Here is a 14641-nt window from a genome sequence, read left to right on the forward strand (position 1 = left end):
GGGCCGTAGTGCCCTCGGATGAACGACATACACCGTGCCGCGGGAAGAAAGCGGCACATCAGGGCGTTTTTGCCCGTACAGGGAGGCGGAATGACAGAGACGACGAGCGGCCCGGCACGAGGTTCCCGCTCCAAGGGAAGCAAGGCGGCCAAGGGTCTGCGTATCGAGCGCATCCACACCACTCCCGGCGTGCATCCGTACGACGAGGTGGTCTGGGAGCGCCGTGACGTCGTCATGACCAACTGGCGCGACGGCTCGATCAACTTCGAGCAGCGTGGCGTCGAGTTCCCCGACTCCTGGTCGGTGAACGCGGTCAACATCGTCACAAGCAAGTACTTCCGCGGCGCGGTCGGTTCTCCGGACCGCGAGTCGAGCCTGAAGCAGCTCATCGACCGGGTGGTGCGCACCTACCGCCGGGCCGGCGAGGAGCACGGCTACTTCGCCTCCCCCGCGGACGCCGAGATCTTCGACCACGAGCTCACCTACGCCCTGCTGCACCAGGTCTTCAGCTTCAACTCGCCGGTCTGGTTCAACGTCGGCACCAAGCAGCCGCAGCAGGTCAGCGCCTGCTTCATCCTCTCCGTCGACGACTCCATGGAGTCGATCCTCGACTGGTACAAGGAAGAGGGGATGATCTTCAAGGGCGGCTCCGGAGCCGGCCTGAACCTCTCCCGTATCCGCTCCTCCAAGGAGCTGCTCTCCTCCGGCGGCAACGCCTCCGGGCCGGTCTCCTTCATGCGCGGCGCCGACGCCTCCGCCGGGACGATCAAGTCGGGCGGCGCGACCCGCCGGGCCGCCAAGATGGTCGTCCTCGACGTCGACCACCCGGACGTCGAGGCCTTCATCGAGACCAAGGTGAAGGAGGAGGAGAAGATCCGCGCGCTGCGCGACGCGGGCTTCGACATGGACCTGGGCGGGGACGACATCACGTCCGTCCAGTACCAGAACGCCAACAACTCGGTTCGGGTGAACGACACGTTCATGAAGGCCGTGGAGTCCGGCTCGAAGTTCGGACTGCGCGCCCGGATGACCGGCGAGACCCTCGAAGAGGTCGACGCCAAGGCGCTCTTCCGCAAGATGGCCGAGGCGGCCTGGGCCTGCGCCGACCCTGGCATCCAGTACGACGACACGATCAACCACTGGCACACCTCGCCGGAGACGGGCCGGATCACCGCCTCCAACCCCTGTAGCGAGTACATGCACCTGGACAACTCCTCGTGCAACCTCGCCTCGCTCAACCTGATGAAGTTCCTCGACGACGATGACGCGGGCCGCCAGCGCTTCGACGCCGAGCGCTTCGCCAAGGTCGTCGAGCTCGTCATCACCGCGATGGACATCTCCATCTGCTTCGCGGACTTCCCGACCGAGAAGATCGGCGAGACCACCCGCGCCTTCCGTCAGCTGGGCATCGGCTACGCCAACCTCGGCGCTCTCCTGATGGCCACCGGCCACGCCTACGACAGCGACGGCGGCCGGGCCCTGGCCGGGGCCATCACCTCGCTGATGACCGGCACGTCCTACCGGCGCTCCGCCGAGCTGGCGGCGGTCGTCGGCGCGTACGACGGCTACGCCCGCAACGCCGACGCCCACAAGCGCGTCATGAAGCAGCACTCGGACGCCAACGGCGCCGCCAAGCGCATGGACGACCTGGACACGCCGGTGTGGGCCGCGGCCACCGAGGCCTGGCAGGACGTGATCCGCCTCGGCGAGAAGAACGGCTTCCGCAACGCCCAGGCGTCGGTGCTCGCGCCGACCGGCACCATCGGCCTGATGATGGACTGCGACACCACGGGCATCGAGCCGGACCTGGCCCTGGTCAAGTTCAAGAAGCTCGTCGGCGGCGGCTCCATGCAGATCGTGAACAACACGGTCCCCAAGGCGCTGAAGCGGCTCGGCTACCAGCCGGAGCAGGTGGAGGCGATCGTCGCCCACATCGCCGAGAGCGGCAACGTCATCGACGCGCCGGGGCTGAAGCCCGAGCACTACGAGGTGTTCGACTGCGCGATGGGCGAGCGCTCCATCTCGCCGATGGGCCATGTGCGGATGATGGCCGCGGCCCAGCCCTTCCTGTCGGGCGCGATCTCCAAGACGGTCAACATGCCGGAGTCGGCCACCGTCGAGGAGATCGAGGAGATCTACTTCGAGGGCTGGAAGCTGGGCCTGAAGGCTCTGGCGATCTACCGCGACAACTGCAAGGTCGGCCAGCCGCTCTCCGCCAAGAAGAAGGAGGAGAAGCCCGCCGAGCAGGCCGCGCCCGAGGCCGAGAAGGTCGTCGAGTACCGCCCGGTCCGCAAGCGCCTCCCCAAGGGCCGCCCCGGCATCACGACCTCCTTCACGGTGGGCGGCGCCGAGGGCTACATGACGGCGAACTCCTACCCGGACGACGGCCTCGGCGAGGTCTTCCTGAAGATGTCCAAGCAGGGCTCGACCCTCGCGGGCATGATGGACGCCTTCTCGATCGCCGTCTCGGTCGGCCTCCAGTACGGCGTGCCGCTGGAGACCTACGTCTCGAAGTTCACCAACATGCGCTTCGAGCCGGCCGGGATGACGGACGACCCGGATGTGCGGATGGCGCAGTCGATCGTCGACTACATCTTCCGCCGGCTGGCGCTGGACTTCCTGCCCTTCGAGACCCGGTCGGCGCTCGGCATCCACTCCGCGGAGGAGCGCCAGCGCCACCTGGAGACCGGTTCGTACGAGCAGTCCATCGACGACGCCGAGGTGGACGTCGAGGGCCTGGCACAGTCGGCCCCGCGCCACGTGGACGCCCCGCAGGCCGCCACCTCCAAGCCGCGCGCCGTCGCCCCGGCGCCGAAGCAGGCGCACAGCTCCACCGAGCTCGCCGAGATCCAGTTCGGGCTGAACGCCGACGCGCCGCTGTGCTTCTCCTGCGGGACGAAGATGCGCCGGGCGGGCAGCTGCTACCTGTGCGAGGGCTGCGGTTCGACCAGCGGCTGTAGCTGATCACCGGCCCTTCGGGGACGAACCGCTGAGGCGGGGTGCGGGCCTTGGCCCGTGCCCCGCCTTTGGCGCTCTTTGGCGCTCTTCGGGGCTCTTCGGGGCTCTTCGGGGCGTGCGCGGGGCGCACGGCCGCGCGGAGACTCGAACGTGCTGCCGCCGGGCGACCCCCACGCGTAGTCCACTCCTTCAGTCCGTGATGCGGGCCACCTATGGGGCCGTACGATGGCGCGGTGCTGGTCAAGTGGATTCGCTGCACCGTGGTGGACCGCCGCGGTTTCGAGCGGGGGCAGCGGAAATGGGCGGGGTTGCTCGGTGAACCGGGATTCCGGGGACAGGGCGGTGGCTGGAGCCGGGGGCGGCCGAACGTGGCGCATGTCTTCGCGTTCTGGGAGAGCAGGGCGTTCTACGACTCCTTCATGGCGCGCTCGCACGACCGGCTGGCGGCGGCGCAGTCGGGTACGTACAGAGACATGCAGGTGCGGCTGTTCGAGCACCGCTTCGATGTGAAGGTGGGCTTCCAGCCGCGGTTCACCGACGCGGACGTGGTGCGGGTGGCGCACAGCCGGGTGCACGCGGACCGGGTGGAGCACTTCACGCTGGTGCAGGAGAAGGTGTGGAATCCGGCGATGGCCGGGTCGCCGGGGATGCTGCGCGGGGTGTTCGGAGAGGCTCCCGGCAATGAGTTCCTCGTGCTGTCGATGTGGGACTCGGCCGCCGAGCACGGCAAGTACCGCACCGAGCGGGTGGAACGCCTCGGGCTGCGCGCGCAGACCGAGGCGGATGTGGCCGCGATCGCGGGCGATGTCGTCGGCGTCGAGTCCTCCTGGACGGTGTGAACGCGAGACCGGCTGCCGGCGCCGCCGGTCACCGGCCGCCAGTGCGAGATGGGCGACGACAGACCGGTGGCCTAGGGTGGCCGCATGGCACGACCCCGGCGCATCGTTCTCGTACGGCATGGCGAATCGGAGGGGAACGTCGATGACACCGTGTACGAACGGGTGCCCGACCATGCCCTCAGGCTGACGGAGACCGGGCGGCGGCAGGCGGTCGAGGCGGGCAAGCGGCTGCGCGCGACCTTCTCCGACGAGCGGGTCTCGGTCTATGTGTCGCCGTATCGACGCACCCACCAGACCCTGGACCTTTTCGGCCTCGACCCGGCGCGCACCCGCGTCAGGGAGGAGCCCCGGCTGCGTGAGCAGGACTGGGGAAACTGGCAGGACCGGGAGGACGTCCGCAAGCAGAAGGCCTACCGGGACGCCTACGGGCATTTCTTCTACCGCTTCGCCCAGGGCGAGTCGGGCGCCGATGTCTACGACCGGGTGGGCGCCTTCCTGGAGAGCCTGTGGCGCAGCTTCGAGGACCCCGGCCACCCGCCGAACGTCCTGCTGGTGACCCACGGGCTGACCATGCGGCTGTTCTGTATGCGCTGGCTGCACTGGACCGTCGCGGAGTTCGAGTCGCTGTCCAACCCGGACAATGGCGAGACCCGGACCCTGCTGCTCGGCTCCGACGGGCGCTACCACATCGATCGGCCCTTCCAGCGCTGGTGCGCCCCCGAACCCTACGGCCTGACCAGTTGGAGTGCGTGGGCATGACCGACGACCGATTCCAGCGGGCTCTGCGGAGCCTGCGTGGGCTGGCCGTGGGCGACGCGCTCGGCTCCCAGTTCTTCGTGCCCGTCAACTATCCGCTGCTGGGTCGGCGCGAGCTGCCGCCCGGCTCCTGGCAGTGGACGGACGACACCGAGATGGCCGGCTCCGTGCTGGCCGTCCTGGTCGCCCACGGCCGCATCGACCAGGACGCGCTCGCCCGGTCCTTCGCCGAGCACCATGACTTCGACCGAGGCTACGGCCCCGCCGTGAACCGGATGCTCCGCCTGATCAGACAGGGCGGGGACTGGCGGGAGCTGGCCGCGGGCCTCTTCCAGGGACAGGGCTCCTGGGGCAACGGCGCCGCGATGCGGATCGCGCCGCTGGGCGCCTGGTACGCGGGCGACCCGGAGCAGGCCACGCACCAGGCGGAGATCTCCGCGTACACCACGCACCAGCACCGGGAGGCCGTGGCGGGAGCGATGGCGGTGGCAGCGGCGGCGTCGCTGGCCGGCGACCCGGCGGGCGCGGGTGGGCCGGAGGCCCTGCTGGACCGGGTGATCTCGCTGGTGCCGCGCAGCGCCGTCCAGGCCGGGCTGCGCCGCGCCCGCGACATGCTCGACTACGCGGACGCCGGGACCGTCGCCGCGGTGCTCGGCTGCGGCCGCCGGACCAGCGCGCACGACACCGTGCCGTTCGCCCTGTGGGCGGCGGCCCGCCACCTCGGCGCCTTCGAGGAGGCGTTCTGGACGACCGCTCAGGTGGGCGGGGACGTGGACACCAACTGCGCCATCGTCGGGGGTGTCCTCGCGGCCGCGGAGGCCGGTGCGCCGCCCGGCGAGTGGCAGGGCCGCACCGAGCCGCTTCCGGACTGGGTCCCGACGTCGGGCTGACAGGCGCTGACGTGGGATGACACGGGGTGCCACCGGGGCCTGCGCCCGGCGAGCGACCCGCGCCGGCGAACCGCCCGCCATCGGTGTCGGGTTGAGCGGCGCCGCCCGCGGGGCCCGGTCGCGGGCCGCCGGGCGGAACCCGGTGCACGGCTGCCGCCCGGGCGGCGTAATCTTGTCCTCGCCATGGCCTACGAACCGCCCACTCACCGCGTCGAGCGCTCGCTCCGCGCCACCACAGGCGCCAAGATCGTCGTCGGAGTCGACGAGGTCGGGCGCGGGGCCTGGGCCGGTCCCGTGACGGTCTGCGCGGCGGTCACCGGCCTGCGGCGACCGCCGGCCGGACTCACCGACTCCAAGCTGCTGAGCCCCAAGAAGCGCACGGCGCTGGCTCAGGAGTTGGAGACGTGGGTGACCTCGTATGCCCTTGGCCACGCCTCGTCCGAGGAGATCGACGCCCTGGGGATGACGGCGGCCCTCCGGCTCGCCGCCACCCGTGCGCTCGAGGGGCTGTCCGTGCGCCCCGACGCTGTGATACTCGACGGGAAGCACGACTACCTGGGCGAGCCCTGGAAGGTCCGTACGGTCATCAAGGGCGACCAGTCCTGCGTGGCCGTCGCCGCGGCCTCGGTGATCGCCAAGGTCCGGCGGGACGCGCTGATGACCGAACTGGGAGCCGCCCACGCGGACTTCCGTTTCGGTGACAACGCGGGGTATCCGTCGCCCGCGCACCGCGCCGCTCTGGTGGAGTTGGGTCCCACCCCCTACCACCGGCTGTCCTGGTCCTACCTGGACGGGCTGCCCCGCTGGCGGCATCTCAAGCGGGTCCGCAGTGTGCCCGGACCGGCCGACGCGGAGGATCACGGGCAACTCGGCTTCGACTTCTGAACGCATTTTTCCACCCACCCGCCGATGCGACTCGCACCGGCGTTTGATAGACATCACCCCATGCCTCTCATCCCCGAGGAGCCTCAGATTCACGAGAGTGTCCCGGGTCCTCGCGCGACACCGGCCGCAGGCCGCACCGCGCCGACCCCTCGTCCTGTTCCTGGCCCCGGCCCCCGGCCCGCCCCTCGGCGGCCCGGCAGCCCCGGTCCCAACCGCGGTTCCACCGCGACCCCCTCGGCCCCGTCCCAGCGCACCGCGGGTGACGTGGCGAAGCCCGGACCGCCCACCGCGGCGGCCAAGCCCGGGCCGCCCGCCGCCTCCGCGCCGACCGGCCCGCAGATCCAGCTGATCCCCGCCTCGCCGGAGGGGGCTCTGGACGCGGCGGACGAGGCCGTCGACCTGCTGCTGGACTCCGGCCGGGCACCCGGCGAGATCCTGGTGCTGACCACCGGGGAACAGCATCCGTGGGCGACGCATGAGCTCTCCTTCGGAGAGGCGTCGTACTGGGCGCAGCAGGAAGCCGGTGACGACGTCTTCTACGCCTCCGCCGCCGCCAGCCGCGCCACGGCCCGCCCGGTCGTGGTCGTCGCGGTCGACGGAGGAGCCGACGACACCGTCGCCCGTGCGCTGCCCGAGGCGATGCGGCGCGCCGGAACGCTGCTGATCGTCTGCGGTGACGCGCAGCGGATCAACGCCCTGCTCGCCGCGGGCGTCTGATCGCGCGGTCGCTCACACGGCCGCGGAGCGGCGCAGCGCCTCGTGCGCTTCGCCGCGCGGGTACGGCACGGCCGTCGTGACACCGTCACCGGTGGCGGTGGCGGTGTCGAGGCGGCTGTGGAGGGAGGCGGAGTGCGGCCGACGGCCGCCCCGCCCCTCACCCAGCACCTGCCAGCCGGCGCGGGTCAGCGTGATGTAGGCGCCACAGCGCAGGCCGTGCAGGGTGCAGGCATCGCGCAGGCCCCACATCCAGGCGCCGTCCTCCTCCGTCCACTGGCTCTCGCCCTCCCGGCAGTAGAGCAGCACGGCGGTGCGGACGGGCGTGCGGCGCCGCAGGTCGTGTGGGATGACCCGGCGCAGCTGGGCCAGCAGCGCGTTCCGGAACTCCCAGCCGTCGGCGGCCGAGGAGCCGCGCCGGATGAACGAGGCACTGGCCGCCAGCCGTTCCTCCGGGTCCAGGACCGCGATGACAGCCGTCGAGGGCCTGGGCCGATGACGGCTGTGCAGGCCGGTGACGACCTCGCGCGGGTTGCGCAGCAACGGGATGCCGGCGGCGGCCCACTCGGCGGGCTCGAGTATCCGGCTCAGGCGGGAAACGGGGTCGGCGGCCGGCGGCGGAGCGAAGCCGAAGGTCACGGTCCTCCCTTCGTCTGCGCGCCCACGGTCCGTGCGAAGGGTCGGGCACGGGCGCACGCCACGACACAGCTCCGGCGCACCACGGGCGGGCCAGGAGTGGGGAACTCTTCAATTCTTGCGGTCGTACAGGCGCGCGGCAACGAGCAATTGGCGCGACTGACCGGTTTGGGCCGGTGCGCCGTCAATATTCCGGGAGCCGCCCTTACCTGCGGCGGCGGTCATCCCTGCACCGCGAGAACCAGCGGGAAGACCGCTTCCGCCCCGGCCCTGCGGAGCAGCCGGGCGGCCACGGCCAGCGTCCAGCCGGTGTCCGCCATGTCGTCGACGAGGAGCACCGGCCCCGAGGCCCGCTCGAGCGCCGCGGCCAGCTCGGCCGACACGGTCAGCGCCCCGTGCAGCGCCCGCAGCCGCTGGGCGCTGTTGGTCCGCGGCACCCGGGTGTCGGCCCCGGCGTCGAGGTAGGAGACGGCGCCGAGCAGGGGCATCCGGCCGACGGAGGCGATCCGCTCGCCCAGCGTCTGGATCAGCCGCGGCCGGGTGTGCGAGGCCACCGTGACCACCCCGACCGGGCGGGCCGGGGCGTCCGGCGCCCCCGACGCCCAGCCGCCGGGCCCCTTGGCCCAGTCGGCCAGCACCGTCACAACGGCGGCGGCAACATCGTCCGGAACCGGTCCGTCCGGGCTCTGCGGGGTGAACAGCGGCCGCAGCCGGTTTCCCCAGCCGATGTCGGAGAGACGGCCGAGCGCCCGCCCGGGGGCCGCCTGCTCACCGGCCGGGATCCGGCCCTTGAGCTCGACGCCCACCGCGGGCAGGCCCGTCGGCCACATCCGGCGCGGCTCCACCTCGACACCCGGGCGCCCGAGCTCCCCGCGCGCCGCATCCAGCGACGCGGCGGACACCTCGGCGGCGAACCGAGCCCCCGCGCAGTTGTCGCAGCGCCCGCAGGGCTTCGCCGCCTCGTCGTCCAGCTGCCGCCGCAGAAACTCCATCCGGCAGCCGGCCGCCGCGGCGTAGTCCCGCATGGCCTGCTGCTCCGCCTCCCGCTGCCGCGCCACCCACGCGTACCGCTCCGCGTCGTACGTCCACGGCTGCCCTGTCGCGGTCCAGCCGCCGCGCACCCGCCGCACCGCGCCGTCCACATCGAGCACCTTGAGCATGGTCTCCAGGCGCGAGCGGCGCAGGTCGACCTGTGGCTCGAGCGCGGGCAGGGACACCGGCCGGCCCGCCGCGGCCAGCACATCGAGCGTGCGGCGCACCTGCTCCTCGGCAGGGAAGGCGAGCGAGGCGAAATACCGCCAGATGGCCTCGTCCTCACGGCCCGGCAGCAGCAGCACCTCCGCGTGCTCCACACCGCGCCCGGCCCGCCCCACCTGCTGGTAGTAGGCGATGGGGGAGGAGGGTGAGCCCAGGTGCACCACGAAGCCCAGATCCGGCTTGTCGAAGCCCATGCCCAGCGCGGAGGTGGCCACCAAAGCCTTGACCCGGTTGCCCAGCAGGTCCTCCTCGGCCTGCTGGCGGTCCGCGTTCTCCGTCTTGCCGGTGTAGGAGGCCACGGTGTGGCCGCGCTGCCGCAGGAAGGCCGCCACCTCCTCGGCGGCGGCGACCGTGAGGGTGTAGATGATCCCCGAGCCGGGGAGCTCGGGGAGGTGGTCGGCGAGCCAGGCCAGCCGGTGTGCCGCGTCCGGCAGCCGCAGCACGCCCAGGCTCAGGCTCTCCCGGTCCAGCGGCCCGCGCAGCACCAGGGCCGGCGAGCCCTCCGCGCCTGCGCCGCCCGGCCCGGCCCCGCCCGTGCCCAGCTGCTCGGCGACGTCCGCGGTCACCCGGGCGTTGGCCGTCGCGGTGGTGGCCAGCACGGGCACGCCCGGCGGCAGGTCGGCCAGCATGGTGCGCAGCCTGCGGTAGTCGGGGCGGAAGTCGTGGCCCCAGTCGGAGATGCAGTGTGCCTCGTCGACGACCAGCAGGCCGGTGGCCGCGGCGAGCTTGGGCAGGACCTGGTCGCGGAAGTCGGGGTTGTTCAGCCGCTCGGGGCTGACCAGCAGCACATCCACCTCGCCGGCGGCCACCTCGGCCTGGACGGTGTCCCACTCCTCGGTATTGGCGGAATTGATCGTGCGCGCGCGGATACCGGCCCGAGCGGCGGCCTCGACCTGGTTGCGCATCAGCGCGAGCAACGGGGAGACGATCACCGTCGGGCCACTGCCGCGCTCGCGGAGCAGAGCGGTGGCGACGAAATAGACGGCCGACTTGCCCCATCCCGTGCGCTGCACGACCAGCGCCCGGCGGCGGTCGGCGACCAGCGCCTCGATCGCCCGCCACTGGTCCTCCCGCAGGCGGGCGGAGCCGGTGGGGTCCCCGACGAGGCGGGCCAGGACGCGGTCGGCCGCGGTGCGCAGGTCTTCGTCGCTCATGCCCCCATGCAACCCGATCCCACCGACATCGCGCGAACCAGGCCCCCGGCCTGTGGATAACGTTATCCACAGGCCTGGCGGTCCGGGCCGGGCTGGGAGACCGTCGGGTCATGACGCGACACGACCAAGCCGGCCTGTCCGGCAATGACCAGATCACGCTCCGCAGCCCGGCCGAGTTGGCCGACGCCCTGCCCTACGTCCTCGGGTTCCACCCGGACGACAGCATCGTGATGATCGCGCTGCACGGGCCCCGCGGCCGCTTCGGAGGCAGGCTCAGGCTCGGCATTCCCCGGGCGAGCGAGGAGTGGCCGGAGGTCTGTGACCAGCTCGCCCAGTGCCTCGTGGCGGGCAGTGAGCGGCGGGCGGGCCGGCCCGACGGCACGGTGCTGTTCCTGTGCCAGGAGCCGGCCGAGGGGGAGTCGGGGCAGGATGTGATGGAGCGCCTGCGGCCGCTTGCCCAGCGGCTGCGTACCGCCTGCGGCAGGTTGGAGGTGCCCGTCTTCGAGGCGCTGTGCATCTCCGACGGCCGGTTCTGGTCGTATGTGTGCCCGGACCGGCGCTGCTGCCCGCCGGAAGGCGTCCCGCTCACCCTGCCCGGCACCTCCGTGATGGCGGCGGCCGCGACCTACGCGGGCATCCATGTGCGGGGTTCACTGCGCGAGATGGAGGCCAGGCTCGCGCCGCTCGCCCCGCCCCGGGCCGAGGAGCAGGAGCGGGCGCTGGACGCGGCGGGTGGCGAGCTCGTGCCCAGGATCCTGGGCGGTGCGGACTGCGCGACAGTGCGCGAGGAGACCCTCGTCCTCCTCGGCGGCATGCTGGCCCGCTTCCGCTCCGCGCCGCCGATCGCCGACCCGGTCGCGACCGATGTCCGTGACGACGGGATGATCGGCGACGAGGAGGCGGCCGCGGTCATCATCGGGCTCCAGGACCGGCTGGCGCGCGACCGGGCCGCGCAGTGGATGGAGGGGCCCGACGCGGAGGCGGCGCTGCGGCTGTGGCGCGCCCTCGCGCGCCGCTGTGTCGGCTCGTACGCCGAGCACGCCGCGGCGCCGCTCACCCTCGCGGGCTGGGTCGCCTGGTCGGTCGGGGACGAGCCCGCGGCACGCGTCGCGCTCGGCCGTGCGCTGTGCGCCGATCCCGAGTACCTCTTCGCCAGGCTGCTGCACCAGGCCTGCAACGAGGGGCTCGACCCGGAGCTGCTGCGCCGCAGCCTGCGCCAGGAGCGCGCCGACCGGGCCCTCCAGACCGCGGTGCGCGGGGAGTTGGAGCGCCTCGGCGCCGCTGCCGCCGCCGCGTCAGGGGGATCCGGTGGCTCCGGCGGGTCCGACCGGCAGCGCGGCGGCCGGGCCAAGAGCTCGGGTGCGCAGGGGGCCAGGCGGCGGCCGCCCGGCCGGACCCGGATGCGGCGCAGGCCCGGGCATCGAGGTGCCCGCAGCCGTCACTGAGCCACGCCGGGCCCGGGGTGGGGCCGCGGCGGCGGGAGCGGTTCCATCAACATCGACGATCATGCAGAAGGCACTGATTATCGTCAGGAAGACGACTATGATCGCCACATGCCCTACGACCCATCGGCCTTCCCGCCCTTCGCCGTCTCCGTCGATCTGGTCGTGCTGACCGTCCGGGGGCATGCGCTGTGCGCGCTGGCCGTCCGCCGTGGCGAACCGCCCTTCCAGGGGCGCTGGGCTCTGCCAGGCGGGTTCGTGCGGCCCGACGAGGACCTCGCGGCGGCGGCCGCCAGGGAGTTGGTGGAGGAAACCGGGCTGCTCGCCCACGATCCCGCGGTTCCGGCTCCTCCCAACGCGGCCCACCTCGAACAACTCGCCACCTATGGCGACCCGAAGCGCGACCCCAGGATGCGGGTGGTGAGCGTCGCGCACCTCGCCCTCGCCCCGGACCTCCCCGCGCCCCGGGCCGGGGGCGACGCGCACAGCGTGCGCTGGGCACCGGTCGAGTCCCTGCTCGACCAGGACGGGTCCTTCGGCCGCGACGCCGACCTGGCCGCCCCGCTCGCCTTCGACCACGCCCGCATCCTCGCGGACGGAGTGGAGCGGGCCCGCTCCAAGATCGAGTACTCCTCGCTGGCCACCGCCTTCTGCCCCCAGGAGTTCACGGTCGGCGAGCTGCGCCGGGTGTACGAGGCGGTGTGGGGGGTGGCCCTGGACCCGCGCAACTTCCACCGCAAGGTCACCGGAACGCCCGGATTCCTGGTGCCCACGGGTGGCACCACGACCCGTCAGGGCGGCCGTCCCGCACAGCTGTTCCGGGCCGGGGGTGCGACGGTGCTCAACCCGCCCATGCTTCGCCCCGAGGTGTGACGACCTATGACACGACGACTCGACAGGGAGTGTAGGTACTGAAGAAATAGGACATAGCGGGTTACCGTGCTCCGGTACGTCACCAGTCCCCACGTGCCACGAGCGGTTCCACGCCCCGCGGGAGAAGCCATGATCCAGGCCACCGGACTGACCAGCACCCCCCGCCGCAACCACCGGCCTGTCATCGACGATCTCACCTTCGAGGCGCCACCGGGCCGTGTGACCGCCCTGGCCGGCGCCCCCGGCGCGGGCAAGACCAGCGCGCTGAGGCTGCTGCTACAGCTCGACCGAGGCCATGGCGCGGCCTTCTTCCGGGGCCGCCCGCTCCATCGCATCCGGCGCCCGGCCAGGGAGATCGGCGTCCTTCTGGACGATGTCCCCGGCCACCCCGGTCGCACGGCACGGGCCCACCTCAAGATGCTCGGAGCCGCCGTCGGGGTGCCCGCCACCCGAGCGGACGTGGTGCTGGACGTGGTCGGTCTCACCGAGCTGGCCGATGAGCGCATCGGCAATCTGGCGGCCGGTATGGAGCGCCGGCTCGGCCTCGCCACAGCGCTCCTCGGAGACCCGCATACGCTCGTCCTCGACGCCCCGACGCGCGGTCTGTCCGCCCGGGAAGCCGTTTGGATGCACGGGCTGCTGCGACAGTTCGCCGGGCAGGGCGGTGCCGTCCTCGTCACCGACCGGAACTCGGAGAGCATCACCCGCCTCGCCGACCAGGTCCTCACCCTGGAGGGCGGCCGACTGGTCGCGGATCAGCCGGTTGAGGAGTTCGCGCGCACCCGGCTGCGCCCTCGCGTTGCCGTGCTCTCGCCGCTGGCCGGGCGGCTGGCCGCCGTGCTGGAGGAGGAGGCGCGCGCCGCCGAGCCGGCCGCCGGGCCGCCGTCTCCGCCCGAGGCCGAGCCCGAGGTTGAGGCGAGCGTGGACGGGGCGGAGGCCGAACCAGAGGCCAAGACGCAGGCAGAGGCAGAGGCAGGGGGTGCGACGGAGGCCGAGGCGGGAACCGAGGCGGGAACCGAGGCGGAAAACGAGGCAGAGGCCAAGGCAGAGGCCGCAGAGGCCGCGGAGGCCGCGGAGGCCGCGGAGGCCGCGGAGGCCGGTGCGGCCGCCGCTGACGGAACGGAGGGTGCGGAGGGCGCGGAGGAGGGCGGCGCCGGATCCGCGGAGGCCGCGGAGCGCCCGATCGACGGCCGGCTCTCGGTGGTGAAGGAGGACGAGACCCGCATCTCCGTCTACGGGCTGCCCTGCGCCGCCGTCGGCGAGGCCGCGTACCGCCATGGCATCGTCGTGCACCGCCTGGTCGAGGAGACCGCCGACATGGGTCCGGAGACCGCGCGCGGGGACACCGCCGCCCGCGATCCCCGGGTCACCCCGCCCCGGGTGCTCCCGAGGCTGCCGCTGCCCGGCCCGGCGTGGCCGCTGCGCTACGAGCTGCGCCGCGCCACCGGCGTACGGACCGGCTGGCTGATCGCCGTCACGGCCCTCGTGGCCTCGCTCGTCGGTTCCGTGCTGCTCGCCCGGGCGGGCGGGGCTGGGGAACTGCACCGGATCACCGCCTGGCCCGCTGACGTTCCCCTGCCGCCCGTGGCGGTCGCGTCCGGGCTGCTGGGCGCGCTGGCCTTCGGGGAGGAGTTCCGATATCCGGCGCTGGCCCCGGCGCGGGACACGGTGCCGCGCCGACTCAGCCTGCTGGTCGCCAAATTGCTCGTGTGTGCCGTCGGCGCGGTGCTGCTCTCCTTCGCCGTCCTGGCCCTGGACGGGGCGGCGCTCCTGATGCTCGTCGGTGGTGACGCGGTGCCGCTCCCGGGCGACTGGCCGCTGCTGACGGCGAGCGTGTGCGCCCTGGCGATCGGCTCCGGCTGGGCCGGGCTGATGGCGGCGGCCGTCTTCCGGTCCACCGCGCTCGGCCTGGCGACGCTGCTGGCGGTGCCCATCCTGGCGGTGCCGGTCGTCCAGCGGCTGATGGCCGAGCCGTCGGTGCGCTCGCTCGTCGGGCTGCCGCACCGGCTGCGCGCGGAGGCGCTGGACCGTCCGCACTCCATGGTGGACCGGATCCTGGCGCTCGCCCTGAGGCTGGCGTCCCAGCCCGTGGGGCAGGCCCTGGTGCTGTCGCTGGCCGTCCTGCTGTGCGCGTATGCCCTCACCGGCCTGCGCGGCCGGGCGCGTCAGTAATACGCCCCCGGCGTTCCGGAGGAGTGCCGCCCGGCGCGCCGATGGACTCCGTCCGGCCCAGTGCC

11 protein-coding genes are annotated in these 14641 nt (G+C 73.0%); 9 read left to right on the top strand and 2 right to left on the bottom strand.

Annotated features, from left to right (window positions below; translation table 11 throughout):
- The first annotated feature begins 90 nt into the window (after positions 1-90).
- From ACZ4WQ_RS21310 to ACZ4WQ_RS21335, 6 genes are all read left to right on the top strand, one after another.
- Positions 91-2964: a vitamin B12-dependent ribonucleotide reductase gene (locus ACZ4WQ_RS21310; RefSeq protein ID WP_311723795.1), complete on the top strand. Its 2874-nt coding sequence runs from the start codon at positions 91-93 to the stop codon at positions 2962-2964.
- Between the two features lie 227 nt (positions 2965-3191).
- Positions 3192-3797 (top strand): YdbC family protein, encoded by a 606-nt coding sequence (locus tag ACZ4WQ_RS21315; protein ID WP_358846278.1) that lies wholly within the window; start codon positions 3192-3194, stop codon positions 3795-3797.
- An 84-nt stretch (positions 3798-3881) separates the two neighbouring features.
- The gene (locus tag ACZ4WQ_RS21320) at positions 3882-4556 is read left to right on the top strand and encodes a histidine phosphatase family protein (RefSeq protein WP_352132082.1); all 675 of its coding nucleotides are present in this window, start codon (positions 3882-3884) and stop codon (positions 4554-4556) included.
- Positions 4553-5443, top strand: coding sequence for an ADP-ribosylglycohydrolase family protein (locus ACZ4WQ_RS21325; RefSeq protein WP_398373674.1), 891 nt, complete (start codon positions 4553-4555; stop codon positions 5441-5443). Before ACZ4WQ_RS21320 ends, ACZ4WQ_RS21325 begins: the two co-directional genes overlap by 4 nt.
- 183 nt (positions 5444-5626) lie before the next feature.
- A complete protein-coding gene (locus ACZ4WQ_RS21330; RefSeq protein WP_311723791.1) occupies positions 5627-6328 on the top strand; it encodes a ribonuclease HII in 702 nt (233 codons plus the stop codon).
- A gap of 60 nt (positions 6329-6388) precedes the next feature.
- A complete protein-coding gene (locus ACZ4WQ_RS21335; protein ID WP_398373675.1) occupies positions 6389-7045 on the top strand; it encodes a hypothetical protein in 657 nt (218 codons plus the stop codon).
- Between the two features lie 12 nt (positions 7046-7057).
- Here the strand turns inward: ACZ4WQ_RS21335 and ACZ4WQ_RS21340 are convergent, their stop codons facing one another.
- Both ACZ4WQ_RS21340 and ACZ4WQ_RS21345 read right to left on the bottom strand, forming a co-directional pair.
- Positions 7058-7681, bottom strand: coding sequence for a hypothetical protein (locus ACZ4WQ_RS21340; RefSeq protein WP_398373676.1), 624 nt, complete (start codon positions 7679-7681; stop codon positions 7058-7060).
- A 218-nt stretch (positions 7682-7899) separates the two neighbouring features.
- Complete coding sequence (locus ACZ4WQ_RS21345) at positions 7900-10089, bottom strand: RecQ family ATP-dependent DNA helicase (RefSeq protein WP_311723788.1); 2190 nt, start codon at positions 10087-10089, stop codon at positions 7900-7902.
- A gap of 110 nt (positions 10090-10199) precedes the next feature.
- On the opposite strand from ACZ4WQ_RS21345, the gene ACZ4WQ_RS21350 reads away from it, so the two are divergent.
- The 3 genes from ACZ4WQ_RS21350 (at position 10200) to ACZ4WQ_RS21360 (ending at position 14576) form a co-directional block, all read left to right on the top strand.
- Positions 10200-11534, top strand: a complete 1335-nt coding sequence (locus ACZ4WQ_RS21350) for a DUF4192 domain-containing protein (RefSeq protein ID WP_398373677.1) — start codon at positions 10200-10202, stop codon at positions 11532-11534.
- A 108-nt stretch (positions 11535-11642) separates the two neighbouring features.
- Positions 11643-12404, top strand: a complete 762-nt coding sequence (locus tag ACZ4WQ_RS21355; RefSeq protein ID WP_358846283.1) for an NUDIX hydrolase — start codon at positions 11643-11645, stop codon at positions 12402-12404.
- 129 nt (positions 12405-12533) lie between these two features.
- Positions 12534-14576 carry an ATP-binding cassette domain-containing protein gene (locus tag ACZ4WQ_RS21360; protein ID WP_398373678.1) on the top strand — a complete coding sequence of 681 codons (2043 nt, stop codon included), beginning with the start codon at positions 12534-12536 and terminating at the stop codon, positions 14574-14576.
- The last annotated feature ends 65 nt before the right edge of the window (positions 14577-14641 follow it).

It is taken from the genome of Streptomyces sp. NPDC028305, from assembly GCF_055569495.1.